Origin of the sequence: Halomonas sp. BDJS001, from assembly GCF_026104355.1 — a bacterium.
Taxonomy (GTDB): Bacteria; Pseudomonadota; Gammaproteobacteria; order Pseudomonadales; family Halomonadaceae; genus Vreelandella.
In genome coordinates, this window is sequence record NZ_CP110535.1 from 2,429,905 (window position 1) to 2,445,259 (window position 15,355).

The 15,355-nt window shown below is 50.2% G+C and carries 21 protein-coding genes, 1 tRNA gene and 2 pseudogenes; 4 read left to right on the forward strand and 20 right to left on the reverse strand.

Features of this window, described 5'->3' with window-relative positions; translation table 11 throughout:
• Nucleotides 1-5: 5 nt before the first annotated feature.
• A complete protein-coding gene (locus OM794_RS11210; RefSeq protein ID WP_226249992.1) occupies nt 6-602 on the reverse strand; it encodes a hypothetical protein in 597 nt (198 codons plus the stop codon).
• Nucleotides 583-1,158: a hypothetical protein gene (locus OM794_RS11215; RefSeq protein WP_265154603.1), complete on the reverse strand. Its 576-nt coding sequence runs from the start codon at nt 1,156-1,158 to the stop codon at nt 583-585. Before OM794_RS11215 ends, OM794_RS11210 begins: the two co-directional genes overlap by 20 nt.
• A gap of 79 nt (nt 1,159-1,237) precedes the next feature.
• On the opposite strand from OM794_RS11215, the gene OM794_RS11220 reads away from it, so the two are divergent.
• On the forward strand, nt 1,238-1,870 hold the full coding sequence (locus OM794_RS11220; protein ID WP_226249994.1) for a hypothetical protein: 633 nt from the start codon (nt 1,238-1,240) through the stop codon (nt 1,868-1,870).
• Nucleotides 1,871-2,013: 143 nt separating this feature from the next.
• Nucleotides 2,014-3,222 (forward strand): annotated as a pseudogene (locus OM794_RS11225) (IS256 family transposase).
• A gap of 410 nt (nt 3,223-3,632) precedes the next feature.
• Here the strand turns inward: OM794_RS11225 and OM794_RS11230 are convergent.
• The 16 genes and pseudogenes from OM794_RS11230 to OM794_RS11305 all read right to left on the reverse strand — a co-directional run bounded on the left by OM794_RS11230 (nt 3,633) and on the right by OM794_RS11305 (nt 11,477).
• Nucleotides 3,633-3,821, reverse strand: a complete 189-nt coding sequence (locus tag OM794_RS11230; protein WP_226249995.1) for a hypothetical protein — start codon at nt 3,819-3,821, stop codon at nt 3,633-3,635.
• Nucleotides 3,822-4,163: 342 nt separating this feature from the next.
• On the reverse strand, nt 4,164-4,625 hold the full coding sequence (locus OM794_RS11235) for a 3TM-type holin (RefSeq protein ID WP_226249996.1): 462 nt from the start codon (nt 4,623-4,625) through the stop codon (nt 4,164-4,166).
• The gene (locus OM794_RS11240) at nt 4,622-4,909 is read right to left on the reverse strand and encodes a hypothetical protein (RefSeq protein ID WP_226249997.1); all 288 of its coding nucleotides are present in this window, start codon (nt 4,907-4,909) and stop codon (nt 4,622-4,624) included. Before OM794_RS11240 ends, OM794_RS11235 begins: the two co-directional genes overlap by 4 nt.
• Nucleotides 4,910-4,926: 17 nt before the next feature.
• The gene (locus OM794_RS11245; RefSeq protein WP_226249998.1) at nt 4,927-5,475 is read right to left on the reverse strand and encodes a glycoside hydrolase family 104 protein; all 549 of its coding nucleotides are present in this window, start codon (nt 5,473-5,475) and stop codon (nt 4,927-4,929) included.
• Between the two features lie 82 nt (nt 5,476-5,557).
• Nucleotides 5,558-5,854 (reverse strand): hypothetical protein, encoded by a 297-nt coding sequence (locus OM794_RS11250; protein ID WP_226249999.1) that lies wholly within the window; start codon nt 5,852-5,854, stop codon nt 5,558-5,560.
• Between the two features lie 198 nt (nt 5,855-6,052).
• Nucleotides 6,053-6,574, reverse strand: coding sequence for a hypothetical protein (locus OM794_RS11255; RefSeq protein ID WP_226250000.1), 522 nt, complete (start codon nt 6,572-6,574; stop codon nt 6,053-6,055).
• A 153-nt stretch (nt 6,575-6,727) separates the two neighbouring features.
• Nucleotides 6,728-6,991, reverse strand: a complete 264-nt coding sequence (locus OM794_RS11260) for a DUF3892 domain-containing protein (protein ID WP_226250001.1) — start codon at nt 6,989-6,991, stop codon at nt 6,728-6,730.
• Between the two features lie 482 nt (nt 6,992-7,473).
• Nucleotides 7,474-8,040 carry a hypothetical protein gene (locus OM794_RS11265; protein ID WP_226250002.1) on the reverse strand — a complete coding sequence of 189 codons (567 nt, stop codon included), beginning with the start codon at nt 8,038-8,040 and terminating at the stop codon, nt 7,474-7,476.
• Nucleotides 8,041-8,136: 96 nt separating this feature from the next.
• The gene (locus OM794_RS11270) at nt 8,137-8,562 is read right to left on the reverse strand and encodes a DUF2971 domain-containing protein (RefSeq protein ID WP_226250003.1); all 426 of its coding nucleotides are present in this window, start codon (nt 8,560-8,562) and stop codon (nt 8,137-8,139) included.
• Nucleotides 8,563-8,648: 86 nt separating this feature from the next.
• On the reverse strand, nt 8,649-9,101 hold the full coding sequence (locus OM794_RS11275) for a hypothetical protein (protein ID WP_226250004.1): 453 nt from the start codon (nt 9,099-9,101) through the stop codon (nt 8,649-8,651).
• Nucleotides 9,102-9,124: 23 nt separating this feature from the next.
• Nucleotides 9,125-9,652 carry a hypothetical protein gene (locus tag OM794_RS11280; RefSeq protein ID WP_226250005.1) on the reverse strand — a complete coding sequence of 176 codons (528 nt, stop codon included), beginning with the start codon at nt 9,650-9,652 and terminating at the stop codon, nt 9,125-9,127.
• A 55-nt stretch (nt 9,653-9,707) separates the two neighbouring features.
• A complete protein-coding gene (locus tag OM794_RS11285) occupies nt 9,708-10,028 on the reverse strand; it encodes a hypothetical protein (protein WP_226250006.1) in 321 nt (106 codons plus the stop codon).
• A complete protein-coding gene (locus OM794_RS11290; protein WP_226250007.1) occupies nt 10,028-10,339 on the reverse strand; it encodes a hypothetical protein in 312 nt (103 codons plus the stop codon). Before OM794_RS11290 ends, OM794_RS11285 begins: the two co-directional genes overlap by 1 nt.
• The gene (locus OM794_RS11295; RefSeq protein ID WP_226250008.1) at nt 10,339-10,848 is read right to left on the reverse strand and encodes a hypothetical protein; all 510 of its coding nucleotides are present in this window, start codon (nt 10,846-10,848) and stop codon (nt 10,339-10,341) included. Before OM794_RS11295 ends, OM794_RS11290 begins: the two co-directional genes overlap by 1 nt.
• Nucleotides 10,845-11,123: pseudogene (locus OM794_RS11300) on the reverse strand (hypothetical protein); the annotation flags it as partial. The pseudogene OM794_RS11300 and the gene OM794_RS11295, both read right to left, overlap by 4 nt.
• Nucleotides 11,124-11,156: 33 nt before the next feature.
• Entirely contained in the window at nt 11,157-11,477 is a 321-nt protein-coding gene (locus OM794_RS11305) for a helix-turn-helix domain-containing protein (RefSeq protein ID WP_226250009.1), read from the reverse strand.
• Between the two features lie 260 nt (nt 11,478-11,737).
• On the opposite strand from OM794_RS11305, the gene OM794_RS11310 reads away from it, so the two are divergent.
• Both OM794_RS11310 and OM794_RS11315 read left to right on the forward strand, forming a co-directional pair.
• Nucleotides 11,738-12,241, forward strand: coding sequence for a hypothetical protein (locus OM794_RS11310; protein WP_226250010.1), 504 nt, complete (start codon nt 11,738-11,740; stop codon nt 12,239-12,241).
• Nucleotides 12,242-12,442: 201 nt separating this feature from the next.
• Nucleotides 12,443-12,853, forward strand: coding sequence for a hypothetical protein (locus OM794_RS11315; protein WP_211594369.1), 411 nt, complete (start codon nt 12,443-12,445; stop codon nt 12,851-12,853).
• A 518-nt stretch (nt 12,854-13,371) separates the two neighbouring features.
• On the opposite strand, the gene OM794_RS11320 is transcribed toward OM794_RS11315, so the two are convergent.
• Together OM794_RS11320 and OM794_RS11325 are read right to left on the reverse strand one after the other, a co-directional pair.
• Nucleotides 13,372-13,462, reverse strand: a tRNA-Ser gene (locus tag OM794_RS11320).
• Between the two features lie 49 nt (nt 13,463-13,511).
• A complete protein-coding gene (locus tag OM794_RS11325) occupies nt 13,512-15,218 on the reverse strand; it encodes a potassium/proton antiporter (protein ID WP_226250011.1) in 1,707 nt (568 codons plus the stop codon).
• Nucleotides 15,219-15,355: the final 137 nt, after the last annotated feature.

Below are 15,355 nucleotides of genomic sequence, written 5' to 3' on the forward strand. Positions count from 1 at the left end.
CTCGTTCAGCGATGGCTAAACGCATCGCTGAGCAGGACATCATTGTGGATGCCAGTTTGATCGCGAGATGGACTGCGACGGTAAGCGGCATTGACCTTGATGCTTGAACCGTTATCAAAAACGTAGGCACCGCTACCGCTCTTGTCGCTGATCGCCGTGGGGATCTTGGTACCCAGCATTTTCAGCAGTGCATGCCAGGCGTCGTCGATGTTCTCGTAGGTAAAGGTAATCTTGTTCCGGAATATGTCCCGAGCATCTTCCAGCTTGTGACAGATACAGCCCGCAGCGAAGTTGTCCTTGAACAGACAATCATCCAACGCGTCGATCATTTCAAAGGTGGTGAAAACCAGCTGACGAGCTTTTAAGATCAGGTCAAGGCAATGGCCGTTCAGGTAGCGCTCTCGCTGCGCCTTGTTAGGCTTAAAGCGGACTTTCTTACCCGACTTATCTTTGATCTTGTAGAGCGAGTTCAGCCGAAACCACTTTAGATCCAGCGCTGCCAGAAGATCGGCTTTGTCGGTTAACCTACCCTTTGCATGTGCTCGCAGATAAGCCTCTGCGCGCTTGACCTGGCGCGCCCGCTCACTCGGCGGCAGAATCACTGGGCGCAACCTCTGCCATTAGCTCTTCAAACGTCTTAACGCCCTCATCTTTATCGTTGGCATCAAGGCCATAGTTCTGGCGTTCTAGCTTGATAACGCGGTCGAGCGCTTGGGTACCGTGCCCCATGCACTTGCCGACGTACTCCAAGGGAATATCAATCTCAGTCACGCCAGTGGGAAGCTCAACCTTGATCTTGCCTTCAGCCAACTGGCTTTCCAGCCGCTCGGCATAACGCTCAGCAATACCCCGCCAGCGCTCCAAGGTTTTACGGTGCCCCTTAACCACAGCGGCATTCTCACTGGCCGCTTGTTCAACCACCTGCTCATCATCCTGGTCGTAAGCGGCTTGCGCTTCAGGCGAAAGCGTGGCGCGGGTAATCTTCTCTTGGGTGCGTTCCCGCACGCGCTCAGTTAGATCCTTCTGCCAACCATACTTCTTGGCACGGCGAGAAATATTCGAGCGGTTCACGCCGTGGCGTGCTTCAAGCTGTGCGAGCGAGAAACGACCGGTGCGATATTCCCGCTCGATCAGCTCCCAGTCGTTTTTTTTAGCCATAAAAAAAACGCCACCATTGCTGGCAGCGCCCTAATGTTATCTAATAAAGATTAAACTTAATTTGCAATATGGAATGACGATGGAATCAGTCACACCCTATGAATTTATCGCTGCACTTGGTGCTATTGTTGTCGCAGTTTTCACAGGTTTGAATTTTACATTCAATTATTCATTATCCTGTAAAAAGCTCCACATTGAGAAAAAAACAAAGCTACTTGAGCTTTCTAGAACAATTGAACACAAATACCCCATAGAAGAGAAGCATGAAAGCACACTAAAAAACTACATATATGATTACTGTGATCAAAAGACAGCCTGCCCTAAAATTTTCATACTCTGCATTAACAGGCCAGATCCAGAAGTGTCACTTGAATCTTATCAGATTTCAGGGCATTTATTTTATTACTGCACGACAGCAAAGAAAATAATCAGAATAAGAGGAAAAAAGTTTTATGACATCATTATGTCACTCGTGGCGTTCACATATTACGCCACTTTAGTATCATCTGTAAGCTATATGGCAATCATTCTTCCAAACAGCATTGAATTTGAGAACAAAACAATGGCCTACAGTTACATAATAGCATTAATAGTAGTTTTCAGTGTCGCCTTACATTCCTTTCTAACTTTAGGCAAAGTAGGGAAACGCTACAGAGCAAACCAAAAGCTCGCAAACATACTTGAGATAAAAGATTCAGACCTGCCTCTTTAAGGGCGGCATAACTGAGTAACCATGCAACTCAAGCAGCTCAATCGCTGAAGCAATGCAGTCTGGCGTCTTCTTGCGAACAGAGCCTGTAAATAAAACTGTGTAAACCGCCTATTATTGAACCCGACTGGGTAAGGATAGGCGACATGAACAAGAAAGAACTGGAAGCCTTCGCACGCGAGGCAGCCAAAACCCTCAAGACTGAAAAAGACCTCAACGAGTTCAGTTAGATGCTGACCAAGATCACCGTCGAGGCGGCACTCAATGCCGAACTGGATGAGCATCTGGGCTACGAGCGGCACCAACCCTCAGACAACGCCAACAGCCGCAACGGTTACACGAGCAAGACTCTGAAGACCGAGGACGGGCAATTCCAGTTGAATACGCCTCGCGACCGTGAAGGCAGCTTCACTCCACAGCTGGTGAAGAAAGGCCAGACCCGCTTTACCTCGATGGACGATAAAATCCTGAGCCTCTATGCCAAGGGGATGACCACCCGTGAGATCGTCGCAACCTTCAAGGAGATGTACGATGCCGACATTTCCCCCACGCTGATTTCGAAAGTCACAGACGCTGTGATCGAGCGGGTTGTGGAATGGCAATCGCGCCCGCTGGATCCGGTCTACCCCATCGTCTATTTGGACTGCATCGTGGTAAAAATCCGGCAGGACAAGCAGGTGATCAACAAAGCCATTTACCTAGCGCTGGGCGTCAACCTAGAAGGGCACAAGGAACTGCTGGGTATGTGGCTTTCAGAGAACGAAGGCGCCAAGTTTTGGCTAGGCGTACTCACGGAACTCCAGAACCGCGGTGTAAAAGACATTCTCATCGCTTGCGTGGATGGGCTCAAAGGCTTCCCCGACGCCGTCAGCGCGGCTTTCCCACAGACCCAGATCCAGCTCTGTCTTGTCCATATGATGCGCAACTCGATGAAGTATGTGCCGTGGAAGGACTATAAGGCGGTCACTGCCGATCTGAAACGTATTTATCAATCAGTCACCGAGGAAGAGGCGCTGCAGGCACTGGACGAGTTCTCCGGCCGCTGGGATGAGAAGTACCCCCACATCAGTCGTTCCTGGCGCAATCACTGGCCCAACCTGAATACGTTGTTCCGCTACCCCGAGGATATCCGTAGGGCGATCTATACGACCAACGCCATTGAATCGCTTAACAGTGTCATCCGTAAAGCGATCAAGAAGCGCAAGCTCTTCCCTACGGACGACTCGGCGCGCAAGGTGGTCTACCTCGCCATCATGGACGCGTCGAAGAAATGGACGATGCCAATTCGGAATTGGAGAGCTGCACTAAATCGGTTTATGATCGAGTTCGAAGACCGAATTAGCGACTATGTATAACCTGGGCGGTTACACAGAATCATTTACACCCTCTGCGAACAGTCATCAATGCCTGGCTTAGCTCGTCCCTGCTTCTCTCACCGAAGCCTTCTAAGTCCCACCATGCTTTTGTATCAACAAGCGTTTGAAGCATTGGGTTTTCCTTCGATACATCGAAACCATGGGACTTCAGAAGGTTAGCAGTTCTGGTAGTTAGGTACGTATCTACACGTAGCTCGTGCATGCTCACCCTCATAGCTTATGTCGTATGAAGGTGAGCATATCAAAAGGTGCCGGACGCTTCACAGCGAGCGGCTAGGGTGGCACTGCCTCACGGCATGGCCTTAGGCGGCGCTTCACAGCGTTGCCTTGTCGCTTCACAGCGAGAACTTAGCAAAATACGCATTTTCCTGTACTACAGCGAGATTCGATTATTCCTCATCTATCCTACGATGCATCCAGTGCACTGCCTGATGCAGAACTGCCACAATCATCCCCCAGCAGAGTCCTTCAGCAATAGCCTCTTCAACCGCCTCCTTGACCTTGTTTTCGAAACGCTCAGATGCTGCCTCGCCTAGAGGGGTCAGAGACTTTTGTCTAGAAAACTCAGAAACAGACATTTAAATACTCCAACAGATGTACACTTATAAATGATCGAAGATTAATTCGATCAACATGATCTCACTAGCGAGGTGATCAACATGGCAACAAACCCTCCATCAGGAGATGGTAAGCGTAATGGCGCCGTTAAGGGCCGGTCTCAGACACAAACTCCTTCGGGTAACTGGGTAAAACGTGACACGTCTACTGGCCGATTTATGGATCAGAAGACAAGTGACCAGACGCCCTTCAAGGGAGTTCGCAAGGAGAAGAAGTAAAACAATCCCGGGCTGCTCCAACAGCCCGGGTCATCAAGTCATAGCCACCATTGTTTGACTTCAACCCAGCCCAAGACTCGGATGTCATCCACTTTGAATATTTCGATACACTCCTTGCGCCTTGGCCTGCTCCTTGGCCACCTGTCCACTCTGCCAACTTGAAATACCACGCTCGGCAGTCTGACCAGCGATATAGCCACCAACACCTAGCGTCATGAGATTCCAGAGCGCTTCGGGTAATGGCAGCGTCAGGCCTACGCCAAACATGGCAGACAGATACGGCGCAATTAGGTAGTTATTGGCGACGATTGCCACAATCGTGAGCATGAGAATCGGGCGCCAGTTACGTTGCAGCCAACTCTCACCAGCCGCTTCTGCCAATACCACCTGCATTTGGCTTTTGAGTGCACTGTCCTCAGCATCGATCAACTGAGTTTGGATCTCGTGCTTGAGTCGGGCGGCTTCGTCTTTGTCGGTGACTGCCTTGTCGATTACGCTGAACAGCGGGCCGGTAATCACCGATAACGCCTTAGCTGCAATGCTCATTGCCTAGTCTCCAGCGCCGACACGCGGCTGTTCAAGTTATCGATACGCCCTTCTATCTCATCCAGCTCACGCCTGGCGTCCGTGGTGCGGTAGTAGGTATCACCCCATTCTCGTAGCTCTTGGCGAAGCTCATTGAGCATTAAGCCCTGGGTTGTCAGTCGCTCCTCAAGAACAACCGATTGCTGCCCTAGCTTCACAAGCTCGGTACCCGCCCAAATGATCAGTGCCACCAGCAGCACTTGGATTCCTGTCTGCATATGCCGCTCGAAAACTAAGGGTTTCACGTCGCGCTCCTGGGGCACTACGCCGCCCTCCGTAACTTGGCGCGCTCGTACCAGGTCTGGTCGTTAGCACACAGCTCACCTTGGGCGCGCTTAAACTCCAGCAGCAGGCGCTCTAATGAATGCTCATGTTGGCCGTAGCCTGCACCTGGTAGCGATGCCCAGATATTCCGGCACCGATAGATAGCCTCGGCAATCTCGCCCGCTTTAATGAGGGGCAAGGCGCGCTGCTCTCGAATTTGCTGAATGGCGCAACGGTCTTGGCTGATTGGCCCAAAATCGGGCAAACCAAGATGGTCGCGGTAATGAGGCCAAAAGCGGCTTAACTGCTGGTACCGGCCTGCTGCTGTTGAGTACAGGCCTTTACGCACCTTCACGCTTTGGCGCGGGTGGTCGGTGTAATCATCCAGCAGAATCAGCTTGCTAGGGATAGAGCCCACAATGACGCGGTACCCGTCATCGGTGCGTGGGTCTTTAAGCATCGGCTTGCCGATCTCGGCAAACGCCAACACATCGAGAAACGCGCAGACGTTCTTGCCGCCAGCGGCTTGGGGAGTAATACGGGGCATACGGACACCTGCTGTCTCACGACAGTAGAAACAGAAAAGCCCCACCGAAAACCGATGGAGCTAATTATAAAATTGATACCAATTAGTCGTTTTTAAAAGAGGAATTCCGGTGATAGCTGCATAACTGATCACCTTCCTCCAAAAATACAGGCAGTTCTGAGAAAGGGATACTGTTGTCGCAAACGAGGCACTTAGCATTTTTCATCAGAAGGCCTGTTGATTGATTGAAAATATGCTTTTGCTTTGTGCTTAGAGAATCATACCCGTCATTCACAAATTGCCTTGTAATACCATATTCCTTGGAACCATGGTCCAGATACCCTAACTCGATAAGTTCTTCAATGGCCTGCTCATTGTCCCCGAGTTCAAAGTCATCCATTTTGAATCCCTCAATGTATTTACTTCATTGAAGGATAGTCTGTAAGACGACCTAATCCAATTTTTATGTCGAGCGGCACTCGCAGGGTCTAATACCAAAACGCCCCGGCAAAGCCGAGGCGCAAAATGGGTTAGTGGGAAAATACTAGCTATTTCAGGCACAGGCTGCAACTTTGATACCGCTACTGAATCAATCGGCTTAAACTGCCCAACCTACGATCCACGCTTGGCCGTTCTGAGGTAACCGAATTTTCACCTGAATATCTTTGGCATCACCCCAAAAACTTAATGATTTGAGCCAGTTCATCCAGTCAGACGACGCTTCCATATCGTCGTGATTCGATACAAGCACAAGCAGCTGAATAGGTATGACCTTATCAGCTCCCTTGAGGGTTAAAAGCTGGTCACGATCCCAATGCACTTTGTCACGCCACTTCTTATCACTGGTGTAGTCATGAACCAGCGCGACTTCAACAATGTAGCTATGCCCACCTTTCGTGAAATACACATCACCAGTTTTCTTAGAGGCTTGCAGGTCGGTTACATGGCGATAAGCTGGCTTGGGTTTAAGGTCGCTTTCGGATACCTGCAGAGCGTAGAAAAGCTCCCAGTTGAACCACTCCTCGAAAGAGTAACCCGTTTTTACAAATGACTGCAGCTCGGCAGCCTTACCGTTAAAATGGTGCTGAATGACATCCTGAAGAGCTGTGAATGTACTCAAAGGGAGATTTCCTTTTGGCTAATACTAAAACGCCCCGATAGAATCGAGGCGATGAGATGGGCAGCTAAGACAGGTTAGCCATTTCAGACACGGACTGCAATATTTCCACCCAAATCATGCATATACCTAACGCCTATTTTCCTGATAGATGCTCTAGCAATCAGGCAAGTTATCAAGATTATTAGACGAAGAAGCATCAGCGTTTGTGCGCAGGTACTTGCTTGTGCCTGAACCTACTACGTGAATATCAGCCCTGTTGCCGGAACCATCTTGGACATAATAAGAATGGGTGCCTTGCTCAATCTCGTTAATTGCGGTTGCCTTCCCAACGGGCGACCACCACTCACCAGTTTTACAAAGCTTGGTGATATCACCATCTTTATCTTTGCCTGTAGCCGTTACTCTGCGATCAGCCATGCGGTTGCTCCCTTTTCTCTAGTTTTAGTTTTACCTCAGCACCAGATAACAACAGCGCATAGCCAAGGGTCAATGAGACCCTTGTTGTAGGTAAATAGCTTACAACTAAAGCGAAACAGAGTTGGACATTAGCCCAGTAGTCAATGTAGATAGCAAGGATTATTGACTCAATCCAGCGTATCCAGCAGCCGCGACTTCAAAACAAGTCCCTCTCAATCATATCTAACAGATTAGGTCATGACCAGACGAGTGATTAACGTATCAGCCCTAGCGGCTGCTAATGACCGCGGCGACAACCGCTGCTTGAGAAAGGTAGTCATGGTAATTATCTGATGTCTCACGACAGAAGTAATTGATAGCGGAAAGTGCAATTGAACCACTTCTCTCCTGGTTATGGGCCTGACGTCTTGCCGCCTGTCTCGTCCGCTATAAATAGAAAAGCCCCGCCGAACGGCAGGGCCGAATTAAAATATTACACAGTCTCAAATTTTTAAGCGCAATTTATTTATGAGTTCATCCCTTATCTGCCCCAATAAAACTTGAAAATCAAAACCTGGGTTAGTTAGCAGTTCTTCACGCGAGTGATGTGGGATTGTATCTGCCTGGTTAGAGCTGTTCCTTATAACAACCAACCTAACATGAAGCATGTTCGATCGTTCAACCAAATCTGAGCTATAGACTTTAAGAAGCATTCTAAGCTTCATCGTTAAGCTAAATTCTATTTTCTTTGAAGCCTCTTTAATTCTAAGAATTTCAGCGTCAGTAAACTTATCTGAATCTACAATAATTGAACCGACAACAGGTAATAACTTGTCTTCTAAGTCGCCAACTATCATTAAAATTTCTTCTAATTTTTGACGCCTCAGCAATTCTTGGTTAGCTTTGACTGCGCTGCGATACGCCACACGGCCACCTATCCAAGCTCCCCCAAAACTTCCTATTAATGTTGCCGCCGCAGCAACCCATACAGGCCACCAGTCGGTGATCGAAACAGTCTGGACGGCAATCTGAACAGGCTGGCTTAGGTACTCTGGCAGCAACGGCGGCACTCGCAGGGCCTCATAGCAAAACGCCCTGGCTCAAAGCCAGGGCGCAAAATTGGATAGTGATAATATCGTAGTACGAATTGATGCAGTTTTCAACAACTAAAGCAACCGTTCACCTTCGATCAAGTCAAAAGAACTTGGCGATTTTTTCTGCTTGACTACTCCAACCCCTCTCTCTCGACATATTTCTATGACTTTATGTTGGAGTTCATCACTAGCGTTGCAACCAAGAAGAACCCTATTCAGCTTAAGCCCCTTTAACTCTCGATCATGTCTTTCTGCAAAGCAAACATAACGCCACTCATCCTCATATTCCCACGGGTTTCCTTTCACTAAAGCACTACCCATTGCTGCCCGGACTAAAATTCCTCTATTGCCAGCGCCCGATTTTCTTACAAGATTCGTCACATCAACTGGACTATGACGATAGGAAACTGGAAGAACTAACCCACTGTCAATTGCAGGGCCAGGAAAGTTATATTCAAGGCAATATCCTTTATGAGAATCAGAATAGTGCGACCACATTAGATAATTATTTTTCTCTGTCGTAAAAGAGCATATCAAAGCCAACCCTCTTATATCATTATCTAAAAGTTCCTCAAGTTTATTTTCTAGAATTTCACATTTTTTAGAAAAATAATCACAGGATTTTTGTAATGAAGATGCTCTAGAACCAATTTTTTTCTTGCTTTCTTTAAAAGCTGCCTATCAGCACGATCACCAAATATATCGAGCTTGTCATGACCAGTTAAATATTTAACCACCTGCCTAAACTCTGGCGTCATCTTTTCATTAATTCTTTTATTCAGAGCAGGAATTATAGCGACCTCTTTATCTATAAAAATATGAGCATCAAAAGGATCATTGTAATCATTGGGGTATGACAAATATTCGCATCCATCTTTCAATGCATTCAAATCGTAGTCGCGCCCTGACCTATATCGGTAAAAATATTCTGGCTTATTGTCGAGCACTAGCAATTTCATTAAAGCTAAATCTGTTTCATGCTCTTCAAAAACTCCAGTAGATTTTAATACCTTTTCTCTCCAATTGTTATCAGGCACATGCAGTCCTTATCAAAAAATTATTAAGCTGCAATATTAACCAGCTTAGATAGTGGAAACAGCGCTATTCGCTCCCACTGATCGAGCATTAACGATGCTTGTCCCCAAACTCGCCCCCAAGTAGCTCTATCTCTGCGAGTCCAGAAGCGCACATCAATCTCAGCATCTAAGTATTCATTAAACCACTTTTTTACCGCCTTAGGCGAGTGCAAACCCTGCCTCGAATAAGGCCAAGTCACCTCGCTATGGTGGTACAGAGCTGCCATGCACAGGTAACGAAGGGTCTCAAGCTGCTGAACAGTCGGCTTGCCTTTGCCCTGCCCTGGTAGCTTCACACACTCATGAATCATTTGCTGGTACAGGGCTATTTCGACAATTTCTCTATCCCCTGCTAGCTCATCTTTGGTAAAAGGCCCAAAACAGTAACGGGCCAACGCTGCCAAGTGCGCTGGCTGGTTCTCAACGGCACTGATCACAGCCCCCGCTTCCAGCCCATTCACAATGCGCCAATCGTTGTTGTTGCGCTGGGTCGTCTGCACTTGCGCACCCATTCGCGCAATCTCCTGCGCATATGCCATCACACTGCCACGCTGCTCGTGATACGCGTCAAAGATCATCTGTCGAGCTGAGATATATCGCATCACTTCCCCCTACCGTTGCGTTGTTGCGCAGCTGTTGCGTTTTGTTGCCCTTACCGTTGCGTTTTCTTTCGTTAACGACTTGATCCCACACGCTTTTCACCTTCTCTTGAGTGATGTGCGTAAACACTTTTGCCCACTGGTCGAATACCGCCTTACGTTGCTCTTTAGGTACAGCCAGCATTTGTCGAGCGACGAACTTCACCTCGCACTCCCGAGCCCACTCAGGCGAATAGCCGTTCTCCCCGCCCAGCTTGCGGCCGTCTGGCCATGACGTAGGGCATTTCATTACTTCACCGCCTTCACTAGCTGACGTCTGGCTAACGCGTCCAGCGTCAACACAATGGCTTCGTTCATACGTGCACGGCGCTCCTCCCGGCTTAGCTCTTTGCCGTTATCAATTTCGCCGTGACACCTTGGGCAAAGCGCAGCAGTCAGTGCATCACTAGCCTTTTGCCCACGGCCACGGTGCTGATTGCTATGAGCGGCTTGGATGCCCCAGGCACCACACAAAACGCAGCTCTCAATCTCATGCACGTTGCTCAGCCACTGGCGGCAGCGGTGCGGCTTGGTGGGCAGATAACACTCATTGGGGAGCATTACGCCACCTCCTTGTATTCATCTGGACGAAAGCCGCGCAGGTTGGGATCGGTGAGCCGCATGCCCAAGCTGGTGAAGTGCTGGTACACCGCATCCAGACAGCGGGTCTTCTGGTCTTTGCTCATCAGTCGGGTGCAGGGGAAGTCCAACGGCTCCTGCATAAGCTCGAGCTTCAGCTCATACGGCAATGGCTTCACGATGCGGTCGTACTTCTCACAGAAATCGGGCAGTTCCCAGCGCAGGATCGGTACTGCGAAGTGCAGCTTGCAGTAGCCGCGGTACTCCTCGGCGGTCTGGTCGCCTTGAGCTTCCGCCTCGAGCATCCATTTACGTTGGAGCTTGTTCTGGTCGAGGCTGCGCTTGACCTGGCGTTTGCGCACCACGATCTCCACGTCACCCCACAGCTGGATAGCGTCGGTGACCACCTTGGGCAGTTTGCCAATGGCAGTTAACGCTTTGGTCACACTGCTGGCTCGGGAGACAAACGGCTTAGTTGCTGGTTTACTCATGCGGCACCTCGCTGAGTTCGGTAGCTGCCCCAATCAAGCTTGAGCGTGGCACCACCACCTTCCTGCATACGGTCGATGATGCGCTTGCCCAGATACTCCTCGAGCTTGTCGGCTTCCAAGTTGCTAATCAGGATCGTCGGCAACATCTGCTTGTAGCGCTCATTGATAATTTTGAAGAGCATCAAGCGCTCCCACTCGGTACCGAGCTGCGCGCCGACCTCATCCACTATCAGCAGGTCGAGCCCGCCCACGAAAGCACGGATGGCTTCACGTTCGCTTGCGCCATTCTCCTTGCTGCCCCCCTCTCTTCACGGTTTTTCGAGTACCCCTATTCGGCTTATCGAGGGGTGCTTCATGAAGATCCTGCGCTCAACAATCTGTTTGCCTTCACGTACCTGATCCACACGAATCCAGCCCTTCTTTTTCAACGAGCTGATTACTTCGGAAACACGGTTAGGCGAGAGGCCAAAGAATTCCGCCAGCTTCTTATTGCTCTTGAAACAGCCTTTTTGCGGGTGCTGCAGACTGTCGATCTCAATCAGCATCACTTTCTCTTGCAGTGAGAGCTCTCGATTCAGCCAAATCTCAGCGGGTATCCATACACCGCGGAATGCGCGTTCTTCGGTCATGGCGCACCTCCGGCCACAAACATTAGGCGGTTTTTTAAAACCAGTCCTAAACTGAAAATGACCACTCCCTCCTTAACATTCTGTAACGGAGAGAAACGATGAAATTTCAAAAGAGATGCCAAGCCGGAGAATGGGATCCTCCGGGCCAGATCCCATGTATTCCACCGATAAGGATTCCCAGACCAGAACCTCGTTTTCCTGATGACCCAGACTTTCCTGAAGACGAAGTCTGCATACGCTCCTGGTAGGGATGTAATGACATGAAAGATATAAGCCTTCCCAGCATTTCTGAAAGGCACGACCCAATGTCGTTCGAAGAGGCTATTGATGGCACCTGTTACATGGTGAGGTACATGCAACTGCAGCAAAGGCTTTTTAGCAGGATGGCCAATGTGTTCACGTTCACCAGTCTTTTTGGTGGTAGTGCTGCTTTTGCAGGAGTGATCACTGAGCACACGTTTTTGACCGCTACCAGTGGTGTCATTGTTGCAGTAAGTACCATGCTGGATTTTGTAATAGATCCCAAAAAGCACGCAGCTCAATGTCGCAAGGCAAGGAGACGCTTTCAGAGGCTCTACATGAAGAAAGCTGCTTACAGCTTTGAAGAATACGAATGTGAAACGTGCAGGATCGCTTTGATCGATTTCCCCGATATAGAAGGCCTTCGTAGGCCTGCTTTTAACGATACTTGTGTGCAGCTCGGGCGCACAAAAGGAGTGGTTATTCTCAACAAGTGGGAACGCTTATTGAAGCTGATCACTTAGGGATTGATTTAAAAAGAACATTACCCTCCATCTCTTGGGGAGCATTGCATTACTTCCCATGTGATATTGGTGAATAGGCGGAGCCTTTTTCATAGCAATTCCCTGAAATAGAAAGCCCAGCCTCACGCCAAAGAAGAATTGAGCAAAGTCACCCAGCATCGCTATATTGGTGGCCTCTAAACTAGGGATAAGGGGAAAGCGTTGGACAAGGCCGCCTACCACAAGCGTTGGGATCAGCTCGAGCAGATGCAGCGGGAATACAGTAACCTGCCAGAGTCGGGCGTCGAAAACCTCGAAGCACTGCACAAAATGCTGGTCAACACTTTCCGAGAGTTTGTCGTTGCTTGTTATTGCGACCACTGGCGTGACGCCTACCGAGGCGCTGCGTTCCCCCTCGACTCCGATCGAGAGGTACTAATAGCCCGCGCCATCAAAGCTCACCACTGGACACCGGGGATTGCCACCAGCCTCTCCAGCTACGACCTTGCCCTTTCTCTCATGGATGAGCTGGCGACGTTCACACTGACAGAAATGGCCGTTCACGTGTCGTATATGAACCTGCAGGCACTGCCCAAGGCAGATTACCAAGCAATTATTCAACCCCATGAATGACGGTTGATTTGCCTCAGGTAATCGGCTGCAAGTACGGGAATAGAAAGCCACGCCGAATCCCGCTGAGGTGGTAGCTGCCCCCCAGACGAAGAAGGAAAGCGAATGGTTGTTCGCGAAGGCTGATGGTGAACGACTTGGAAATCTGCGGGAAGGATTTAAGAGCTCGTGCACCAGTGCGCACATTACGAACTTCCGGATACACGACTTGCGCCACACGTGCGCTAGTTGGATGGTCAGCTAAGGCGTACCGCTACTGGACGTGAAAGAAGTGCTCGGGCACTCCACTGTACAGATGACAGAGAAGTACGCGCACCTAGCGCCGCACCGCGCAAGAGATGCAATGAACCAGCTAGGAAATCGCACATTAGGCAGTACACCAGCGGAGACTGTGCAGGAACCTCTAACACAAGCCCAGCACAATGAAAGACCGATGCATTCAATAGAAAGCATGCTAGGCAGAAAACGCAGAGCCTAGAAACGAAAAAACCCCTGACGAATCAGGGGCTTTAGTATCGAGGTGGCGGAGGGACAGGGATTCGAACCCTGGATAGGCTATTAACCTATGCCGGTTTTCAAGACCGGTGCATTCAACCGCTCTGCCATCCCTCCGGCTTATGGGTGCGTATACTAACAGCTTTTCCTTGGAAGTCAACGTCTTTTAGTACAAACGTAACCCGACGCGGGTAATCTTTCCGCCTTCCATATCGCTGACTACCCAATGGATGCCGTGCCAGTCTACGTCGTCCCCGACCACCGGGTGGCCACCCACGCGCAGGGCAATAAACTCCGCCAGTGTCATGTTCTGCTCGCCGGGGCTAAGCGTTAGACCATAGGCTTGGGCGATGTCCTGCATTTGCGCGCTGCCATCCAGGGTAAAGGTACCGAAGAAGGCGCGCTCCTGTTTAAGCTTGGCATCGCCATTGAAGAGTCTGTTAAGGGCGTACAAGTCTTCTGAACGGCCGATCACACAAATCACATCGCCCAGCTTTAAGCGTGTGCTGCCCTTGGGGTGCAGCATGGTGTGGTCGCGGAACAGCGCCGAGATCAGCGCCCCTGACGGAAAACGCAGCAGCCGGATGGGCACGTCCTCTAAATCCTGGTTCTCGACCCCATAGACAAATAGCTCAAAGTCATTTTCCGGCAATATGCCCAACGGGCCGCGTCGGTTAGGTACGGTACCCACCGGCACCTCCACCTTCAGCCACTTGGCCATCAGCGTCAGCGAGCCGCCCTGGATCAGCAGCGACATCAAGACCACAGCGAAGGCGACGTTAAAGTAGAGCGAGGCGTTTTCGACCCCGCCGATAACCGGGAAAATAGCCAGTACGATAGGCACTGCCCCTCTCAAACCTACCCAGGCGATAAAGAGGGTTTCCCTCCAGCGAAACTTAAAGAACGGCTTGATAGTGATCAGCACGGCCAGCGGGCGGGCGATAAAGATAAGCGCCAGCGCCACTAAACCCGCAGGCAGTGCCACGTCCCACAGTTCACTGGGGGTGACCAGCAGGCCAAGCACCAGGAACAGGCCGATTTGACTTAGCCACGCCAAGCCATCGTGAACAGGCAAAATAAAGTTTAGGTGGCGTCCTGGCTGGTTACCAATCATCAACCCGGCCAGGTAAATCGCTAAGAAGCCGCTACCGCCCAGTACGCTGGTTAAACCGAACACGCTGAACCCTAGCGCCAGCGCCAGCATGGCGTAAAGGCCCGGGGCTAAATCGAGCCAGCGCAGCAGCTTGGCACTCAGCCAACCGCCTCCCAGGCCGACGATCAAACCAATGCCAAACTGGGACATAAAGAACAGGAGGGTTTCAAGGGGCCCACCAATATCACCGACAAGCAGTTCAACCAGCATTAGGGTGAGGAAAATCGCCATCGGGTCGTTGGTGCCCGACTCAATCTCCAGCGTCGCCCCTACCCGCTCATTGAGATTAACGCCGCGACCGCTAAGCATGGAGAAAACCGCGGCAGCATCCGTTGAACCTACGATCGCGCCGACCAGCAGGCCCTGCACTATCGTTAGGTCAAAAATCCACATGGCGATAATGCCAACGATGGCACTGGTGATAAAAACACCAAAGGTCGCAAGCGAGAGCGCGGGCTTAAACCCCACCCGGAAGGTCTTGAGGCGGGTACGTAAGCCACCATCCAACAAAATCATGGCCAATGCGAGGTGGCCGATGGCAAAGGCCATAGAGTAGTCATCAAACTCAACGCCCAGCACGCCCTCCTCACCTGCTAGCATGCCTAGCCCAAGGAAGATCAGCAGTAGCGGTACACCCATCATCGACGATAAACGGCTGGCCAGAATACTGAGGGCCATTAGCGAACCGCCTACCAAAAAGAACGTATAAATTGCGTCCATGACTCTCCATCTCTACATCAATACAGCGCTATTATTGCATGTAAACGTTGAATTTACTGTCTCTTCTCAGCGCCCTCTTATACTCAAGGGGCTGGTCAGAAGCTTTCCTGGGCGGCTACACTTCGCCGCTACGACCT

What these genes read in the sequence shown, in the direction of transcription:
- OM794_RS11215 (WP_265154603.1), bottom strand. Translation starts at nt 1,158, where the DNA reads ATGGCTAAAAAAAACGACTGGGAGCTGATCGAGCGGGAATATCGCACC.
- OM794_RS11220 (WP_226249994.1), top strand. Translation starts at nt 1,238, where the DNA reads ATGGAATCAGTCACACCCTATGAATTTATCGCTGCACTTGGTGCTATT.
- OM794_RS11230 (WP_226249995.1), bottom strand. Translation starts at nt 3,821, where the DNA reads ATGTCTGTTTCTGAGTTTTCTAGACAAAAGTCTCTGACCCCTCTAGGC.
- OM794_RS11235 (WP_226249996.1), bottom strand. Translation starts at nt 4,625, where the DNA reads ATGAGCATTGCAGCTAAGGCGTTATCGGTGATTACCGGCCCGCTGTTC.
- OM794_RS11245 (WP_226249998.1), bottom strand. Translation starts at nt 5,475, where the DNA reads ATGCCCCGTATTACTCCCCAAGCCGCTGGCGGCAAGAACGTCTGCGCG.
- OM794_RS11250 (WP_226249999.1), bottom strand. Translation starts at nt 5,854, where the DNA reads ATGGATGACTTTGAACTCGGGGACAATGAGCAGGCCATTGAAGAACTT.
- OM794_RS11260 (WP_226250001.1), bottom strand. Translation starts at nt 6,991, where the DNA reads ATGGCTGATCGCAGAGTAACGGCTACAGGCAAAGATAAAGATGGTGAT.
- OM794_RS11270 (WP_226250003.1), bottom strand. Translation starts at nt 8,562, where the DNA reads ATGTGGTCGCACTATTCTGATTCTCATAAAGGATATTGCCTTGAATAT.
- OM794_RS11280 (WP_226250005.1), bottom strand. Translation starts at nt 9,652, where the DNA reads ATGGGTGCGCAAGTGCAGACGACCCAGCGCAACAACAACGATTGGCGC.
- OM794_RS11285 (WP_226250006.1), bottom strand. Translation starts at nt 10,028, where the DNA reads ATGAAATGCCCTACGTCATGGCCAGACGGCCGCAAGCTGGGCGGGGAG.
- OM794_RS11290 (WP_226250007.1), bottom strand. Translation starts at nt 10,339, where the DNA reads ATGCTCCCCAATGAGTGTTATCTGCCCACCAAGCCGCACCGCTGCCGC.
- OM794_RS11295 (WP_226250008.1), bottom strand. Translation starts at nt 10,848, where the DNA reads ATGAGTAAACCAGCAACTAAGCCGTTTGTCTCCCGAGCCAGCAGTGTG.
- OM794_RS11305 (WP_226250009.1), bottom strand. Translation starts at nt 11,477, where the DNA reads ATGACCGAAGAACGCGCATTCCGCGGTGTATGGATACCCGCTGAGATT.
- OM794_RS11310 (WP_226250010.1), top strand. Translation starts at nt 11,738, where the DNA reads ATGAAAGATATAAGCCTTCCCAGCATTTCTGAAAGGCACGACCCAATG.
- OM794_RS11325 (WP_226250011.1), bottom strand. Translation starts at nt 15,218, where the DNA reads ATGGACGCAATTTATACGTTCTTTTTGGTAGGCGGTTCGCTAATGGCC.